This window comes from Collimonas arenae (genome assembly GCF_001584165.1).
Classification (GTDB): domain Bacteria; phylum Pseudomonadota; class Gammaproteobacteria; order Burkholderiales; family Burkholderiaceae_D; genus Collimonas; species Collimonas arenae.
The window spans coordinates 593,053-610,590 of sequence record NZ_CP013233.1 but is presented as its reverse complement, the minus strand read 5'-3'; the positions used below and the strand labels follow the sequence as shown (position 1 = coordinate 610,590).

General features: G+C 57.9%; 13 protein-coding genes and 2 pseudogenes. 10 read left to right on the top strand and 5 right to left on the bottom strand.

The window, feature by feature from the left end; all coding sequences use genetic code 11:
- Positions 1–21 precede the first annotated feature (21 nt).
- The 3 genes from CAter10_RS02890 to CAter10_RS02880 are packed head-to-tail and all read left to right on the top strand — an operon-like array spanning position 22 to position 4,099.
- The gene (locus tag CAter10_RS02890; protein WP_231879149.1) at positions 22–1,179 is read left to right on the top strand and encodes a putative 2-aminoethylphosphonate ABC transporter ATP-binding protein; all 1,158 of its coding nucleotides are present in this window, start codon (positions 22–24) and stop codon (positions 1,177–1,179) included.
- A complete protein-coding gene (locus tag CAter10_RS02885) occupies positions 1,158–2,909 on the top strand; it encodes a putative 2-aminoethylphosphonate ABC transporter permease subunit (protein WP_231879147.1) in 1,752 nt (583 codons plus the stop codon). The genes CAter10_RS02890 and CAter10_RS02885 overlap by 22 nt, the downstream gene beginning before the upstream one ends.
- 59 nt (positions 2,910–2,968) lie before the next feature.
- Positions 2,969–4,099, top strand: a complete 1,131-nt coding sequence (locus CAter10_RS02880) for a 2-aminoethylphosphonate--pyruvate transaminase (protein ID WP_061532213.1) — start codon at positions 2,969–2,971, stop codon at positions 4,097–4,099.
- Here the strand turns inward: CAter10_RS02880 and CAter10_RS02875 are convergent.
- From CAter10_RS02875 to CAter10_RS02865, 3 genes and pseudogenes are all read right to left on the bottom strand, one after another.
- The gene (locus tag CAter10_RS02875) at positions 4,089–4,514 is read right to left on the bottom strand and encodes a gamma-butyrobetaine hydroxylase family protein (protein WP_061532212.1); all 426 of its coding nucleotides are present in this window, start codon (positions 4,512–4,514) and stop codon (positions 4,089–4,091) included. The two genes, CAter10_RS02880 and CAter10_RS02875, sit on opposite strands and share 11 nt — an antisense overlap.
- A 21-nt stretch (positions 4,515–4,535) precedes the next feature.
- Entirely contained in the window at positions 4,536–4,964 is a 429-nt protein-coding gene (locus CAter10_RS02870; protein ID WP_061532211.1) for an HIT family protein, read from the bottom strand.
- 2 nt (positions 4,965–4,966) lie between these two features.
- A pseudogene (locus CAter10_RS02865) lies at positions 4,967–8,982 on the bottom strand (DUF3683 domain-containing protein).
- Positions 8,983–9,329: 347 nt separating this feature from the next.
- On the opposite strand from CAter10_RS02865, the gene CAter10_RS22705 reads away from it, so the two are divergent.
- Positions 9,330–9,467 (top strand): hypothetical protein, encoded by a 138-nt coding sequence (locus tag CAter10_RS22705; RefSeq protein ID WP_156477042.1) that lies wholly within the window; start codon positions 9,330–9,332, stop codon positions 9,465–9,467.
- A 4-nt stretch (positions 9,468–9,471) separates the two neighbouring features.
- Here the strand turns inward: CAter10_RS22705 and CAter10_RS02855 are convergent, their stop codons facing one another.
- The gene (locus CAter10_RS02855; protein ID WP_061532209.1) at positions 9,472–10,335 is read right to left on the bottom strand and encodes a hypothetical protein; all 864 of its coding nucleotides are present in this window, start codon (positions 10,333–10,335) and stop codon (positions 9,472–9,474) included.
- A gap of 151 nt (positions 10,336–10,486) precedes the next feature.
- The gene (locus CAter10_RS02850; RefSeq protein WP_061532208.1) at positions 10,487–10,978 is read right to left on the bottom strand and encodes a YqaA family protein; all 492 of its coding nucleotides are present in this window, start codon (positions 10,976–10,978) and stop codon (positions 10,487–10,489) included.
- Between the two features lie 199 nt (positions 10,979–11,177).
- On the opposite strand from CAter10_RS02850, the gene ilvA reads away from it, so the two are divergent.
- The 6 genes and pseudogenes from ilvA (at position 11,178) to rapZ (ending at position 17,508) form a co-directional block, all read left to right on the top strand.
- The gene (gene ilvA, locus CAter10_RS02845; RefSeq protein WP_061532207.1) at positions 11,178–12,704 is read left to right on the top strand and encodes a threonine ammonia-lyase, biosynthetic; all 1,527 of its coding nucleotides are present in this window, start codon (positions 11,178–11,180) and stop codon (positions 12,702–12,704) included.
- A 145-nt stretch (positions 12,705–12,849) separates the two neighbouring features.
- On the top strand, positions 12,850–13,689 hold the full coding sequence (gene queF, locus CAter10_RS02840; RefSeq protein ID WP_061532206.1) for an NADPH-dependent 7-cyano-7-deazaguanine reductase QueF: 840 nt from the start codon (positions 12,850–12,852) through the stop codon (positions 13,687–13,689).
- A gap of 137 nt (positions 13,690–13,826) precedes the next feature.
- The gene (locus tag CAter10_RS02835) at positions 13,827–14,438 is read left to right on the top strand and encodes a hypothetical protein (RefSeq protein ID WP_061532205.1); all 612 of its coding nucleotides are present in this window, start codon (positions 13,827–13,829) and stop codon (positions 14,436–14,438) included.
- Between the two features lie 354 nt (positions 14,439–14,792).
- Positions 14,793–15,269, top strand: coding sequence for a PTS sugar transporter subunit IIA (locus CAter10_RS02830; protein ID WP_061532204.1), 477 nt, complete (start codon positions 14,793–14,795; stop codon positions 15,267–15,269).
- A gap of 90 nt (positions 15,270–15,359) precedes the next feature.
- Positions 15,360–16,306: pseudogene (gene hprK / locus CAter10_RS02825) on the top strand (HPr(Ser) kinase/phosphatase).
- 338 nt (positions 16,307–16,644) lie between these two features.
- A complete protein-coding gene (gene rapZ / locus CAter10_RS02820; RefSeq protein ID WP_061532203.1) occupies positions 16,645–17,508 on the top strand; it encodes an RNase adapter RapZ in 864 nt (287 codons plus the stop codon).
- Positions 17,509–17,538: the final 30 nt, after the last annotated feature.

The following is a 17,538-nucleotide window of genomic DNA, read 5'->3' as shown; positions in this document are numbered from 1 at the left end:
TCAGCCTGGAGAATCGCAATCATGTCACAGCAGAATCCTTGTCTTGCGCCGTCGGATACGCCGCCGAATGCGCCCTATTTCAAGCCCTATCTGACGCTTGAAAACATCTCGAAGTCGTTCGGCAATTTCCACGCGCTGCGTGACATCAACCTGAGCGTCGGAGAAGGCGAGTTCGTCTGTTTCCTGGGCCCGTCCGGCTGCGGCAAAACGACCCTGCTGCGTATCATTGCCGGCCTTGAAAGCCAGAATCAGGGCCGCATCACGCAGGCCGGCAAGGATATCTCCTGGCTGCCGCCGATCAGGCGCGACTACGGCATCGTGTTCCAGTCGTATGCGCTGTTTCCCAATCTGACCATCGCCGACAATGTCGCCTACGGTCTGGTCAACCGCGGCCAGAGCCGCAGCGCCACGGCGGCACGGGTGCAGGAACTGCTGGCGCTGGCCGGCTTGCCCGACAGCGGCAAGAAATTCCCGGGACAGCTATCGGGTGGCCAGCAGCAACGGATCGCACTGGTTCGCGCGCTGGCAACCTCGCCTGGCTTGCTGTTGCTGGATGAACCGCTGTCGGCGCTGGACGCGCTAGAGCGGGTGCGATTGCGCAGCGAAATCCGGCAGCTGCAGCAACGCCTGGGGGTGACCACCATCATGGTCACCCACGACCAGGAAGAAGCGCTGACCATGGCCGATCGCATCATCGTCATGAACCACGGCGTCATCGAACAATGCGGCAGCCCGCAGGATATCTACCTGCAACCCGGATCGCCCTTCGTTGCCTCGTTCGTCGGCAAGGTAAATATCCTGCGCGGCGTTTCTCTTGGCGATGGCCGCTTCCGGGTTGGCCTGATGGAGTTCCGCTGCGAAACCAAGGTCGACCATATCCCGGCCGGGCAACCGGTCAAGGTCTACCTGCGGCCCGAGGATTTTGTCGCCCGCGCAGTTGAACAGCGGACTCACAACCACGCCATGGCGGAGGTCAAAAAAATAGAATTCCTGGGCGCATTCAGTTATCTGACCGTGGTTTTGGAAGGCATGGAACAACAGCCGGTGGTGGCGTCAATGTCGCTCAATCTGCTGAAGGAATTGGGACTTGTCGTCGGCAGCAAGCTGCGCTACGGATTGCTGCCGGAGCGTATCCGTGTATATCGGGATCGGGAACAATGCCAGACGGTGGCGGCATGAGCAGGCCAGCCAGCGCCCTACCCATGATGCCGTCGTCGTCCGCGACGGTTTCTGCAGGCAGCGGCCATCAGCAGAGCCATTGGCACGATCGCATTGCACACGGCCTGCTGCTGGTCGTATGCGCCGGGTTAGCGATATTCCTGCTGATGCCGGTGATGATGATCCTGATACACAGCGTACAAGACCGTGACGGCACATTCGTCGGACTGCGCCAGTTCACCGAGTACATGTCGACGCCGGCGTTGCGGCAGTCCGTGTTCAACACACTGACCATCGCGATCTCTGTCACCGTACTGGTGATACCCGCCGCCTTCACCTTCGCCTATGCGCTGACGCGCAGCATGATGCCGCTCAAGCGCGTGTTCAGGACATTGTCGCTGATCCCGATCCTGGCGCCGTCATTGCTCGCGGCAATTTCATTCGTGCAGTGGTTCGGCACCCAGGGGGCGCTCAAAGGCCTGCTGGGTGGCGCCTCCATCTACGGTCCGATCGGCATCATCATCAGTGAATGCTATGCCGTATTCCCGCATGCCTTGATGATCCTGATTACTGCGTTGACACTGGCCGACGGCCGCTTGTACGAAGTGGCGGAATCGCTCGGCACCAGCCGCCTGCGGAAATTCTGGACCATCACCCTGCCCGGCGCCAAGTACGGCCTGATCAGCGCGGCACTGGTGGTGTTCACGTTCACGGTCAACGATTTCGGCGTACCGAAAGTCATCGGCGGTGATTACAACGTGCTGGCCATGGATGTTTACCAACAAGTGATCGGCCAGCAGAATTTCAACAAGGGTGCAGTCGTAAGCTTGCTGCTGCTGTTGCCGGCGCTGATGGCATTTGCCATCGACTTCACGATCCGGCGCAAACTTCAGTCACAACTATCGGCGCGCGCGGTGCCGTTTGTGCCGAAGCGGCATCGCATTTTCGACAGCCTGATGTTCTGTTATTGCAGCGTGGTCGCTCTATTATTGCTGGCGGTGCTGGGCATGGCGGTGTACACCTCATTCATCAAGCTCTGGCCGTATAACCTGACGCTCGTCCTGGATCATTATTATTTCGGACTGATTCAGGACGGCATCCTGGAATCGTATTTCAACAGCCTGAAACTGGCGGCCTACGTGGTCTGCAGCGGCATCGTGCTGATTTTCGGCAGCGCCTACCTGGTCGAAAAAACCCGGGGCATGGCCGCGGCACGTCCGATCATCCGCTTGCTGGCGATGCTGCCGATGGGTGTGCCGGGGCTGGTGCTTGGGTTGGGCTACATCATGTTCTTCAATCATCCGGATAACCCGCTGAACTTCCTGTATCGCACCATGGCGATCCTGGTGCTGTCGACCGTAGTGCATTACTTCACCTCCAGTTTCCTGACCGCCGTCACCGCGCTGAAGGCCATCGACAATGAGTTCGAAGCAGTATCGGCTTCGCTCAAGGTGCCCTTCTACAAAACCTTCTTCCGGGTCACGGTGCCGGTGTGCCTGCCGGCGATCCTGGATATCGGCCGCTATCTGTTCATCAACGCCATGACCACCATCTCCGCCGTAGTATTCCTGTATTCGCCTGACACTACGCTGGCTTCGGTAGCGCTGCTGAATCTGGAAGCCGAGGGCAAAATCGGCCCGGCGGCGGCAATGGGAACGTTGATCGTCCTGACCTCGACCATCGTCTGCCTGTTGTATGCCGTGACCACCCGCGTGCTGCTGAAAAAAGCGCAAAGCTGGCGGCAAGCCTGACCAAACCGCAGATCAATTTCACCATTCAACTTACACCCGCCCAGACCAAAGGAAATATCATGAGCCTGCATAGCCGCGATCCGATTCTTCTGACACCCGGTCCCCTGACCACTTCCCTCGCCACCAAAAGCGCCATGCTGCAGGATTGGGGTTCCTGGGACGCCGCTTTCAACGCCATCACCGCCAAGGTGCGCGGGCAATTGCTGGACATCGCAAATGCCCACGAAAGCCACGTGTGCGTACCGATGCAAGGCAGCGGCACATTCTCGATTGAAGCTGCCATCAACACGCTGCTGCCGCGCAACGGCCACATGCTGGTGCTGATCAATGGCGCCTATGGCAAACGCATGGCGAAGATTGTTGAAATGATGGGTCGCCAGGTATCGGTGTTCGAAACCGCCGAAGATGTGCCGACCACCGCCGCCGATGTGGAACGCATCCTGAGTAATGACCGCAGCATCACCCACGTCGGCGTAATCCATTGCGAAACCAGCACCGGCATCCTCAATCCGTTGCAGGAAATCGCCGAAGTGGTGGCGCAGCACAAGAAGAGTCTGATCATCGACGCCATGAGTTCATTCGGCGCGCTGGAAATCGATGCCGACAAGATTGCATTCGACGCGCTGATCGCCGCTAGCGGCAAATGTATCGAAGGCCCACCGGGGATGGGCTTTGTCATCGTGCGCAAGTCTGTACTGGAAAAATCCGCCGGCAACTCGCGCTCGCTCTCGCTGGACCTGCACGACCAGTGGGCCTACATGGAAAAAACCACGCAATGGCGTTTCACGCCGCCGACCCATATCGTGGTTGCATTCCATCAGGCGTTGAATCAATTTTTTGCGGAAGGCGGCCAACCGGCGAGACTGGCGCGCTACGCTGCCAATTATGAAACACTGATGGCCGGCATGCGTGAGCTGGGACTGATTCAATTTTTACCGGCCAAGATCCAGGCGCCGATCATTGTCACCATGCATGCGCCGAACAGCAGCAGCTACGAGTTCAAGGCCTTTTACAACCTGGTTCGCGACAAAGGATTCATCCTTTATCCCGGCAAGTTGACCCAGGCCGAGACATTCCGCGTCGGCTGCATCGGCGCCATCGGTCCAGACGAAATGCGGCAGGCCGTGCATGCGATTGGGGATGCATTGCGGGAGATGGGGATCAAGACCAGGAATGCGGTCAATTCTTGATGGGCTCCGTCTTGGCGGTCATCGACAAATCACGGCCAGCTTCACGGCCGTGGCCGGCGGCGTCCAGGCGTTGCAGGTAATCTTCCCACATCGCGGCTTCGTCGCGGCCCAGCTTGTACAGATATGCCCAGGTATAAATGCCGCTGACGTGGCCATCGGAAAAAATCGGCTTGACCGCGTAATTGCCAACCGGCTCTAGTCCGCTCATCTCAACCTTGCGCTTGCCGGTTTGCAGCACTTCCTGCCCCGGACCATGGCCGCTCACCTCTGCCGACGGCGAATACACGCGCATCAGTTCAAACGGCAGCAGGAACACCGCGCCGTCATCGAAGGCGACTTCCAGCTTGCACGATTGTTTATGCACTACGAGCGACACCGGGACGGGCGCCGGCGCGGATTGTTTGGAACCGGTCATTGAGATTGCCTGATTAGATGATTAAAACTGCTCGGAAATGGCGGAGCGCAATGCGCCCAGCAAGGCCTGCCGTTGCTCAAGCGTGGATGGCGATGGCTGCCGTTGCGCCTCAGCCCATACCGGGCTGGGGAAATGGGCGTCGTCTGCATAACGCGGAATCACATGCCAGTGCAGGTGCGGCGTCATGTTGCCGAGGCTGGCCAGATTGATTTTTTCCGGCTGCATGACGGCGCGCACGACCGATTCGACCTTGCACACGGCGGCCATCAAGGTGCTGCGATCGGCCACCGGCAGATCGGTCATTTCCTTGATGTGATCGTTCCAGATGACACGGCAAAAACCTGGATACGAGGGATCGTCAACCAGCACCACACGGAATTTTTCGGCGCGATGGAGAACTTCTCCACCGTCGCCGCTGCATAGTTCGCAATCTACGGAGTGATCAGCCATGGTTACACCAGGATCCGTTCGATGCCACCGCTGTTGGCGCGCGCCACATAATCCGGCAACCAGTTCTCACCGAGGATATGACGCGCCATCTCGACCACGATGTAATCGGCAGTGGTGCCGGAATCGTCGTTATAGCGCGACAAACCCTGCAGGCAGGATGGGCAGGAAGTGAGGATCTTGACGTCACCAGCAAAGCCATCGGCACGCAACTTGTCGGCGCCCTTGTTCATCTCTTCTTCCTTGCGGAAACGCACCTGAGTCGACACATCCGGACGGCTCACGCCGAAAGTCCCGGACTCGCCGCAGCAGCGCTCATTCTTCTCGATCTTGGCGCCATTGTCGGTCGTGATCAGCGCGTTCACCGTCTTCATCGGATCCTGCAGCTTCATCGGGCTGTGGCAAGGGTCGTGGTACATGTAACGGGTGCCGCTGACGCCTTCCAGTTTCAAGTTCTTTTCCAACAGGTATTCGTGGATGTCCATGATGCGGCAACCCGGGAATATCTTGTCGAACTGGTAGCCCTGCAACTGATCGTAGCAAGTGCCGCAGGAAACGATGACGGTCTTGATATCGAGATAGTTCAGGGTATTCGCCATGCGATGGAACAGCACGCGGTTGTCGGTGATGATCTTCTCGGCCTTGTCGAAATCGCCGGAGCCGCGTTGCGGATAGCCGCAGCACAGGTAACCCGGCGGCAGCACCGTTTGCACGCCGACTTCCCACAGCATGGCTTGCGTCGCCAAACCGACCTGCGAGAACAAGCGCTCCGAACCGCAGCCCGGGAAGTAAAACACGGCTTCGGTATCGGCAGTGGTGTTCTTCGGATTGCGGATGATCGGCACGATCTTGTCGTCTTCGATATCCAGCAGCGCGCGCGCAGTCTTCTTCGGCAGGTTGCCCGGCATCTTCTTGTTGATGAAGTGGATCACCTGCTCTTTGATCGGCGCCTTGCCGACTGTTGCTGGCGGTTTCTTGGTCTGCTTCTTGGCGAATTTCTTCAGTATGTCGTTACCCAGGCGCTGCGCCTTGAAACCCCAATCGGTCATAACCTTGCGGGTCATGTTGATGGTGGCCGGGTCGGTCGCATTCAGGAAGAACATGGCTGCGGTAGTGCCGGGATTGAACGATTTCTTGTTCATCTTGCGCAGCAGATTGCGCATGTTCATCGAGACGTCGCCAAAATCGATATCGACCGGGCATGGCGTCACGCACTTGTGGCAGACGGTACAGTGGTCGGCCACATCCTCGAATTCTTCCCAGTGCTTGATCGAGATACCGCGCCGGGTCTGCTCTTCATACAGGAAGGCTTCCACCAGCAGCGAGGTAGCAAGAATCTTGTTGCGCGGCGAGTACAGCAGGTTGGCGCGCGGCACGTGAGTAGCGCACACCGGTTTGCACTTGCCGCAACGCAGACAGTCCTTGACGCTGTTGGCGATGGCACCGATATCGCTTTGCTGCATGATCAGCGATTCGTGTCCCATCAGACCGAACGACGGCGTATAGGCATTGCTCAAGTCGGCTTCGAAGCCCGGCAGGTTCAGCAGCTTGCCCTTGTTGAAGCGGCCTTCCGGATCGACGCGCAGCTTGTAGCTGCGGAAATCCTTGATCTCGTCTTCGGTCAGGAATTCCAGCTTGGTGATGCCGATGCCGTGTTCGCCCGAAATCACGCCGTCGAGCGAACGCGCCAAAGTCATGATGCGCGCCACGGCGGCGTGTGCATCCTGCAGCATTTCGTAGTGATCGGAATTGACCGGCAAATTGGTGTGGACGTTACCGTCGCCGGCGTGCATATGCAAGGCGACGAACACGCGGCCGCGCAGCACACGCTTGTGGATCGCGCTGCATTCGTCGAGGATCAGCTTGAACGAGGCGCCGTTGAAAATCTGGCGCAGCAGCGCCCGTACTTCCTGTTTCCAGGAGACGCGGATGGTGCGGTCCTGCACTACGTCGAACACAGTTGCATCTGGTTGCTGCAACAGGCGCTGGTCGAACACCAGGTCGAGTTTTTCCAGGCCAAGCGCCGACAGCTGAGGTTTGGCATCCTTCAACGGCATGTCCAGATGCGCCAGCAGATAAGTCCAGCGCGCCTGCACGTTATCAAGCAGCTGTTCGGCCTGGTGCACGCGGTCTTCCAGGATTTCGGTAGCGGGAATATCGTCGCCGTCGGCGTCGTCACCTTTACCCAGCGGCAGATTGCCCTTGAGCAGGAATTCGCGCAATTCATCCAGCAGTTGCAACTTGTTCTTGGCCGACAGTTCGATATTGATGCGCTCGATGCCGTCGGTGTATTCGCCCATGCGGTTGAGCGGAATCACCACGTCTTCGTTGATCTTGAAGGCGTTGGTGTGCTTGGCGATGGCAGCAGTGCGAGCGCGATCCAGCCAGAATTTCTTGCGCGCTTCCGGACTGACCGCGACGAAACCTTCGCCGACACGGTTGTTGGCCATGCGCACCACTTCCGACGCCGCTTGCGCTACCGCGTTCTCATCGTCGCCGACGATATCGCCGAACAGTGCCATCTTCGGCAGCACGCCGCGCTTGGATTTGGTGGTGTAGCCGACCGCACGCAGATAGCGCTCATCCAGATGTTCCAGGCCGGCCAGGATCGCGCCGCCCTTTTTGGTTTCAGCGTCGAGGAAATCCTTGATCTCGACGATCGATGGAATCGCATCGCGCGCCTGGCCGAAGAATTCCAGGCAGACGGTACGCGTGTGCTTCGGCATCTTGTGCAGAATCCAGCGTCCGGAAGTAATCAGGCCGTCGCAACCTTCTTTTTGAATCCCCGGCAAACCCGCCAGGAATTTGTCGGTGACGTCCTTGCCCAGGCCCTCCTTGCGGAATACGCGGCCGGCGATTTCCAGGATTTCGGTCTTGAACGGCTTTTCGCTTGGCCGTCCCTTTTCAGCCGGGTGACGCCATTCCAGCTGGAAGCGCGCCAGCGGCGTGTCATGAATCTTGCCGAGGTTGTGATCCAGACGGGTAACGTCGAGCCAGTCGCCGTTCGGATCAACCATGCGCCAGCTGGCCAGGTTATCCAACGCGGTGCCCCACAGCACGGCTTTCTTGCCGCCGGCGTTCATGGCGATATTGCCGCCGACGCAGGACGCTTCAGCCGAAGTCGGGTCGACCGCGAACACGAAACCGGCTTTTTCAGCGGCATCGGAAACGCGCTTGGTGACTACCCCGGCGCCAGAGTAAATCGTCGCATATTCTTTATCCAGGCCTGGCAGTACAGCCATCTCGACTGCACCCAGCTGCTCCAGTTTTTCAGTGTTGATGACAGCCGACAACGGCGTCAGCGGAATCGCGCCGCCGGTATATCCGGTGCCGCCGCCGCGCGGGATGATGGTCAGGCCGAGTTCGATACAGCCCTTGACCAGCCCGGCCATCTCGTCTTCGCCGTCCGGGGTCAGCACCACGAACGGATACTCGACGCGCCAGTCGGTGGCGTCGGTCACATGCGAGACGCGCGACAGGCCGTCGAACTTGATGTTGTCCTTGGCGGTGTAGCGACCGAGAATCTTGTTGGCGCGCTTGCGCAGGTCGTAGGTCTTGCGGAATTCATCGGCGAAGGAGGCAATCGCCTTGCGCGCCGCTGCCAGCAATTTTTCGACATTCTCGCTGCGCTTTTTGGCTTCTTCATCGCTGACGGCGTCGCTGCTGTCGGCCTGATCGGTGACGATACGGCGCTTGTCGACTTCGCTGAGGCGATGATGCAACGCATCAATCAACGCCTGGCGACGCTTCGGATTGTCCAGCATGTCGTCTTGCAAATACGGATTGCGACGCACTACCCAGATATCGCCCAGCACCTCATACAGCATGCGGCAGAACGGCCGGTCTGGCGCTTGCCGCGCAGCTCGTCCAGTAAGCGCCACGACTCTTCACCAAGCAGGCGGATCACGATTTCGCGATCGGAAAACGAAGTGTAGTTGTAGGGAATTTCGCGCAAACGCGTAGGGGTGGCGCCGTGCGGCGCGTCTGACAATAATGCCTGGATTTTTACGGGGGCGTTCATTGGTCTATTGGAGTGATGACTGCTAGGCTGCTGCGTGGCTATTGCCGCTGAATCAGCATTTTAGCTTATCAAGCCATTTCACGATGGCGAGATGCCAAATTTGTGCAGTGCAAGACATGAGACGGGTGATAGTCAAACACAATTAAATTAATAAAAACAATCAATTTTTATTAATCAATAGATTATAACTACAATCACCCCATGCCTTTCATCAACCAAGGAGCCGACATGTTCAGCCAAATCATCACAGAAATCATGGAAAACCTCGCCGTTACGCTGGCCGACTACGGTCAGTGCAAAGGCTGATCCCTCAATCGATCGACATCCACGTTATCCGGGAGATCATCATGACGCCAGTTTCGTTATCCACCAGAAATCCGTATTTCGGCCTGTCCCATCTGCTGCGCAACCAGTCCTGGCCGCTGCGCATGTTGCCGTACGCGATCCTGCTGCTGATCACGCCGGCCATGCTGCGCGCGGTCTAATGGTTCAGATCTGCAATTCAGTAGCGACGCTGGAAACGATCTCGCCATTGCGCATCACGTCGGTTTCAAACACGTAGTGCGAAAGATAGGCTGACGCTGAAACACATCGGGTATGGAACGACAGTGGCTCAGACGCCGGCACCAATTGGTAGGCGGACAGGTCGCATTTGACCACGGTATAACTGGCTTCGCGCTCGACAATATGATGCAGTAATCGACTGGTGGTCTGCGCCACCGTATGCACCATGATCGCCACCGGCCAGGCCGGATAGTCGAGGAAATGGCCGGCACAGCGCGTGGGCGCTAATGGCTGACTGTGTGCGACGAGGGAGTGGCCTACGGGCGCATCGAAATCCAGCTGTATCGATTGGCGGTACGGCGAGTCCTCGGGAAAAGGTGCCGGCGACGGCGTCGACGGCACATGGTAATCCTTGAACAGGCGCAGGAATACCGATTCCGACAAAGCCTGGTATTCGCAGTAAAGATGGGCAAACGGCTTTTCCGCCGAGACGATGGCTTGCGCGGTCAGTGAACGTCGGTCTTGCTGCAAGACTTCCGCACTGGCCTGAAACACGGCACCTGGCTCGCGTGGCGCAACGTCGTGCAGTTTGCTGTAGCGCGCCTTGGTTGCCAAATAGTAAATTTGTGGCGCCGGCTGCCAAGCAACGGCAGCGCAGGAGCCAAGAATTGCCAGGTGGCGCCCGATTTCCGCCGAAGCCACCGGGCCGTTTTCAAAACCGAGGGGCTGTTCCGAAGAAAAGGTGCCTTGTACCATGCGATCAGGCAACCCGCATAGTTCAGTAAATGCAAAATACGGCGCTTGCACTGCAATGCGCTCGCAAATCTCACTGATATCCAGCTTGTTCATAGCGTTCTATCCTCCCAAAGTTGGAAATACTTCAGATTTCAAGGAAACGTACAAACTACAATTCAATATTGCCGCAGTGCAATAATATTGCATTGCAGTGCAAAAATCCAGTCAAACCAGCAATTTCTGCGGCATTCCGACTCTTCCGATTTCACGCCAGCCAGCTGGCAACCTTCCGCCAAAATCCGTCCGGCACATTCAACAGCAACCAGACCACGAAGATGTAGCGCAGGAACTTACCAATCGCCATATACATGACAGATGGCCAGAACGGCAGCTTGAGCCAGCCGGCCAAAGTGCAGATCGGATCGCCGATACCCGGCAGCCAGGCCAGCAACATGGTTTTCGCACCGTAGCGCCGCAACCAGCCGAACCAGCGGCTGTCACGCTCGCGTGCAAACGCCTGCTTGGCGCCATAACCCATCCAGTAATCGACCACGCCTCCCAGCGTATTGCCCGCTGTCGCCACGAATATCACCGGCCAGAACAGTGCGCCGTTGGCCTTGATGACGGCAAACACGGCCGGCTCGGAACCCATCGGCAACAGGGTGGCGGCGACAAAACTGATGAAAAAGACCGAAGTCAGGCCGACCGCGGGCACGGCAAGCGTCTTGAGCAACCATAAAACAGCAGATTCGATCATAGGGGCAACTTAGCAGGACGGCAGATTCGGTATGGGTGGTTAATGCTGATAAGCATTATTGGCCGTGGCCGAGAAAAGCAGGTGGCGGTTAAAAAGCTGTCCATTATAATGACCGGCTGCTTGTTCCGGCCTGATCCTGTTGCCGGACGCTTCGCCGGCTTCCCTGGCGCGGCGTTCGACACGCTAATTTGACACCAACATGACCACAGACTATTTGCAAAAAATCCTCACCGCCCGCGTCTACGATGTCGCGGTCGAATCCCCGCTTGAACTGGCGCCGACGCTGTCGCAGCGAATTGAGAACCAGATTTATTTCAAGCGTGAAGATGTGCAAAGTGTGTTCAGCTTCAAATTGCGTGGCGCCTACAACAAGATGGCCAGCCTGACACCGGCGCAGCTCAAGCGCGGCGTGATCTGCGCCTCGGCCGGCAACCATGCGCAAGGCCTGGCGCTGTCGGCGGCCAAGCTCGGCTGCCGCGCGGTGATCGTAATGCCGACCACCACGCCGCAAGTGAAAGTCGACGCCGTGCGCGGCCGCGGCGGCGAAGTGGTGCTGTTCGGCGACTCCTACACTGATGCGTATAACCATGCGCTGACGCTGGAAAAGAAACTGAAACTGACATTCGTGCATCCGTTCGATGATCCGCATGTGATCGCCGGCCAAGGCACCATCGGCATGGAAATCCTGCGTCAGCACGCCGGACCGATCCATGCCATTTTCGTGCCCATCGGCGGCGGCGGACTGATCGCCGGCATCGCCGCCTATGTCAAGGCGGTACGCCCGGAGATCAAGATCATCGGTGTCCAGACCACCGATTCCGACGCCATGGCGCGCAGCCTGGCAACCGGCCGCCGCGTGACGCTGCCGGACGTCGGCCTGTTCGCCGACGGCACCGCGGTCAAGCTGGTCGGCGAGGAAACCTTCCGCCTGGCGCGTCTGTATGTCGATGAAGTGATCCTGGTCGACACCGATGCAGTTTGCACCGCCATCAAGGACGTATTCCAGGACACGCGCAGCATCCTGGAACCCTCCGGCGCGCTCGCCGTGGCGGGTGCCAAGGCGTATGTGGAACGCGTCAAGGGCACGCGCAAGGCGATCAAGAACCAGACCCTGATCACCATTGCCTCCGGCGCCAACATGAATTTTGACCGCCTGCGCTTCGTCGCTGAGATGGCCGATATCGGCCAACTGCGCGAAGCCGTGTTCGCCGTCACCATCCCGGAACAACGCGGCAGCTTCCGCCGCTTCTGCGAGCTGGTCGGGCCGCGCAATGTTACCGAATTCAATTACCGCATCAGCGATGAGAAAACCGCCCACGTATTCGTCGGCGTGCAGACATCGAGCCGCGATGAGGCGACCCAGATCGCCAAAAATTTCGAAAAACACGGTTTCAGTACGCTCGACCTGACGCATGATGAACTGGCCAAGGTCCACGTACGACACCTGGTCGGCGGCAAGAGTCCGTTGGCGCAGGACGAACTGCTGTATCGCTTCGAGTTCCCGGAACGCCCGGGCGCCCTGATGCGCTTCCTCAATTCAATGGCGCCGAACTGGAACATCAGCCTGTTCCATTACCGTAGCCAAGGCGGCGATGTCGGCCGCATCCTGGTCGGCCTCCAAGTGCCGAAAAAGGAAATGAAGGCGTTCCGCAGCTTTTTGAACAGCCTCGGCTATCGTTATTGGGACGAAAGCGACAACCCGGTCTACAAGCTGTTCCTCGGCTGACCGTCTTGCGGATGGCGTCGCGGCGCCATCCCTCCCCGTTTTTCAGTACCCCGACAGCGCTTCGATATGACCCGCATCAGGCGGCAAATATCAGGCTGGCGATGCTTATCTGGCAAAATGTCGGTTTTAAGCAGAATCAATAGCTATGTCCACACCTACTACGCCTGAGGCTTCGCCGCTCGGCAAACCATCCACTTACCAGACCCAATACCAGCCGTCGCTGCTGTTTCCGATTGCCCGCCTCGGCAAGCGCGAAGAAATCGGCATCAGCGGCACGCTGCCGTTTTTCGGCGTCGACATCTGGAATGCGTATGAGGTCTCATGGCTGAACCTGCGCGGCAAACCGCAGGTCGCCATCGCCACATTCACGGTGCCAGCCGATTCGCCGAATATCGTTGAGTCGAAATCGTTCAAGCTGTACCTGAACTCGTTCAATCAGACCAAGCTTGCCGATGCCGATGCCTTGCTGCAGCTGTTGCGCCAGGATCTGTCAGCCGGTTTCGGCGCGCCGGTACATGTGACGCTGACCACCGCCGAGGGATTTTCCGGTCTGAAGTTGCAAGAGCCGCAAGGCTTGCTGCTGGACCGGCTCGACATCGAAGTCGATCAGTACCAGCCAAACCCGGCGCTATTGAAAGCCGATCCCAATCAGGTTGTCATTGAAGAAACCCTGGTGTCTCATCTGCTGAAGTCGAATTGCCTGGTGACTGGGCAGCCGGACTGGGGCAGCGTACAGATCCATTATGTCGGCGCAGCCATCGACCAGGAGAGCCTGCTCAAGTACCTGATCAGCTTCCGCGACCACAATGAATTCCACGAACAATGCGTCGAACGCATTTTTATGGACATCATGCGCAACTGTGCGCCACAAAAGTTGTCTGTGTATGCGCGCTACACCCGGCGCGGTGGTCTCGATATCAATCCGTGGCGCAGCAACTTCTCGACTGCACAGCCCCCATCGAACTGCCGCCAAGCCAGGCAGTAAATTCACAACTTGAAACAAATCTTTGCAAATTAGGCGCCACAAAGGTGGCAAAATATCAATTTTTTCTATCGCTCTACACTGATGCGTCGCGGTTCAACCACTGTCGTATGACCTCGCCGCAAAGGATTTAAATTTCCATGATCAATTTTTTTCGTTTCAACTCCGTCAAACGGGCCCTGTTTTTTTCCGGCCTGAGCGCAGCTGTCGCACTGAGCGCAACTGCGCAAGCTCAGGAAACCCCGGACACCACCGGCTGGTTCAGCAAAACCATCTCCCAGACCAAGGACCGTCTCGACAACATTGTTGAAAACGGCGATCAGGAAGTCTACCTGTCCGGTTACGCCTATCACGGCCGCCATACTTATACAGAGGAACGCATCCGGGAATTAAACGAAAAAGCCTGGGGTCTCGGCGGCGGCCGCACCATCCGTAACGAAAGCGGTAACGACGAATCGCTCTACTTGTTCGCCATCCGCGACTCCCATTTCAAACCGCAAATCATGGCCGGTTATGCCTATGAATGGGTGTGGAACGTTCCCAAAACACCGGTCGAAGTCAGTGCGGGCTATACCGCCATGCTGATGAGCCGTCAGGATTACTTCGGCGGCGTCCCTTTCCCGATCGCGCTGCCGGTAGCGTCGATTGGCGTCAAAGGCGCCAAACTCATGGCTTCTTATGTACCGCGCTTGTCCTCCAACAAGGGCAACGGCGATGTGCTGCTGATGTTTTTCCGCGTCGAAGTCAAATAATTACTGGGTTGCCGGTACACATGACCATGGCTGCAAGTTGGTGTTGTTGGCCGGAATCAAGTCTATAATTCGGGGATAGGTGCAATCAACACCGTAGCCTCAGCGATGCTGACTTGGGCCAAAATCGAGGGAGACGTTGTAGCAGCAACTGCGATCATGTTCATGACGACAGGCAGCGTAGCCTTGAAATTGGTGTTTTTTTTGAAACGCCGTGGCAGTTTTTAGTGGTGGCTTACAATAACCCGGAGATTGCTCCAAAAACACGATGGCTGGGAGGTACACTGCCGCCAAGCTCGTTTTGGAGCAATCCGTTAGACACAACCACCCATATTGTGCCGCATACCAATTTGTATTATGACTAATCTTGCAAAAATCCTGCCCGCACAAAATGTGGCGCTGGATCTGGAAGTCTCCAGTAAAAAACGCGCATTCGAACAAGCTGGCCTACTCTTCGAAAACAACTGCGGCATTGCCCGCTCCACCGTCTCCGACAATCTGTTTGCGCGCGAGCGGCTGGGTTCGACCGGTCTCGGCCATGGTGTTGCCGTGCCGCATGGCCGTGTCAAGGGATTGAAAGCGCCGCTGGCAGCCTTTGTGCGCCTGGCCGAACCGATTCCATTCGAATCGCCGGATGGCCAGCCGGTCAATCTGCTGGTATTCCTGCTGATCCCGGACAACGTCACCCAGCAGCACCTGGAAATCCTGTCGGAAATCGCCGAGATGTTTTCCAGCGACACCTTCCGCGCCATCCTCGCAACCGATCCCGATCCGGCGTCAGTACACTCCCACATCGTCGCCTGGCAGCCCATGGGCACGGAAAATGCGACATAATTTGATGTAAGACACCGGATAGTGCCCGCAACCGCCAAGCGCCGGCCGGCGACCTTGCCTCGTCACACTTAACCACGTCAGACGCACACCATGCCCTCATCCACGCCTCTATCGATTCAGCAACTGTACGACGAAAACCGCGAATCGCTGCAGCTAGGCTGGTTTGCGGGATTTCCCGGCGGCGAGCGCCTGATTTCGGGTGACGCCGCATCAGCAGCCGACCAGGTCGGCCACTTGAATCTGATCCATCCGGGGCGAATCCAGGTGTTCGGCCACCAAGAGACGGAATACTACAAACGCCTGTCTGCCACTTCACGTACTTACCAGACCGCCGAACTGGTGGCCGGCGCGCCGCCGGCGTTCATCATTGCGCAGGGCCTGGCCACACCGCCGAACATCCTGGAAGTCTGCGACGAAAAGAATATCCCGTTGTTTTCCACGCCGCTGCCGGCGGCGCAGGTGATTGACTACCTGCGCGTCTACCTGTCGAAAAAGCTGGCGCAACGGATCACCATGCATGGCGTATTCATGGACGTGCTAGGTGTCGGCGTGCTGATTACCGGTGAATCCGGACTGGGCAAAAGCGAACTAGGGCTGGAACTGATTTCGCGCAGCCACGGACTGGTGGCCGACGATGCCGTCGAATTCGCGCGGATTGCGCCGAACATGATCGAGGGCCGCTGCCCGCATCTGCTGCAAAACCTGCTGGAAGTCCGCGGCCTGGGCCTGCTCGATATCAAGACCATCTTCGGTGAAACCGCAGTGCGCCGCAAGATGCGCCTGAAGCTGATCGTGCATCTGGTACGGCGCGCGACGCTGGAAGAAAATTACGAACGCCTCCCGCTCGACGCCCACACCCAGGAAGTGCTGGGCTGCCGATCCGCAAAGTCATCATCCCGGTCGCCGCCGGCCGCAACATCGCGGTGCTGCTGGAAGCCGCAGTGCGCAACACCATCCTGCAATTGCGCGGCATCGATACGCTCAAGGATTTCATTGCGCGCCAGCGCCTGGCAATGGACAGCGATAGCGATTTGTAACCCATTGCGGGACAAAGCCGTCCGGGAAGGGTTTAAAAGCTGCCGCAGCATGACGAATTACGCTATCGGTGCGACTCTATCTCCAACTGACCAAGGCCTGTTAATCGTTAATTTGGGAAATGCGTTCAATTCAAAGCTTGCGACGGGAACGGCTGCAGGCGTCGCATGCCGCGCGCTCGCACTCACAAATTAACGATTAACAGGCCCTAGGTAAAACGGTTAAATTGCAAAGAAAAGTAGCCGGATAGAGGTCACGCGTGAGTAGGAAAATCTGCCGGCCCGACATTCGCCCCTGTATCCCGCACTACTGTGCACCGTAGTTACGGTATCATTGAGCGATGCGCATAATTCTTATCACCGGGATCTCCGGCTCCGGCAAATCGGTCGCTCTCCGCGTACTTGAAGACGCGGGCTATTTCTGCGTCGACAACCTGCCGCCGACGCTGTTGCGGGCACTGGTCGCGGCACGTCAGCATGAAGGCGCGCAAATGCTGGCAGTCGCTACCGACGCCCGCAGCGCCGACTCGCTGGCAGGCCTGCCATCAGACATCCAGCAATTGAAAGCAGAAGGACACGACGTCAAGGTATTCTTCCTGACCGCCCAGACCGAATCCCTGATCGCCCGGTTTTCCGAAACCCGGCGCAGCCATCCGCTGTCGCATCGCCTGCTCCCTGGACAGAATCCGGGCGACCGCCTGACGCTCACCGAATGCATACTGAATGAACGCGAGATGCTGGTCGAGATCGAAGGCCTCGGCCATGCGATCGACACTTCCGACGTCAGTGCCAATCGGTTGCGCAGCTGGATCAAGGAGCTGGTCGATACTGAACCGGCGCCGCTGACACTGCTGTTCGAATCGTTTGCCTTCAAGCGCGGCGTACCTCTGGATGCCGATCTGGTATTCGATGTCCGCATGCTGCCAAATCCCCATTACGACGCCAAACTGCGCCCGCTGACCGGGCGCGATCCGGAAGTGATCGCCTTCCTGGCGGCTTTGCCCAAGGTGACCGATCTGCTCGATGACATCCGCAATTTTGTCGAGAAATGGCTGCCGTCGTTCAAGGACGATAACCGCAGTTACCTGACGGTGGCAATTGGCTGCACCGGCGGCCAGCATCGCTCTGTCTACATGGTGGAACAACTGGCGGAATATTTCCAGGTTTCCGAACGCGTAGTCCGCCGCCATCGCGAACTCGGCTAGCACCAGCGATAACTCCCCCGCCCTCAATTA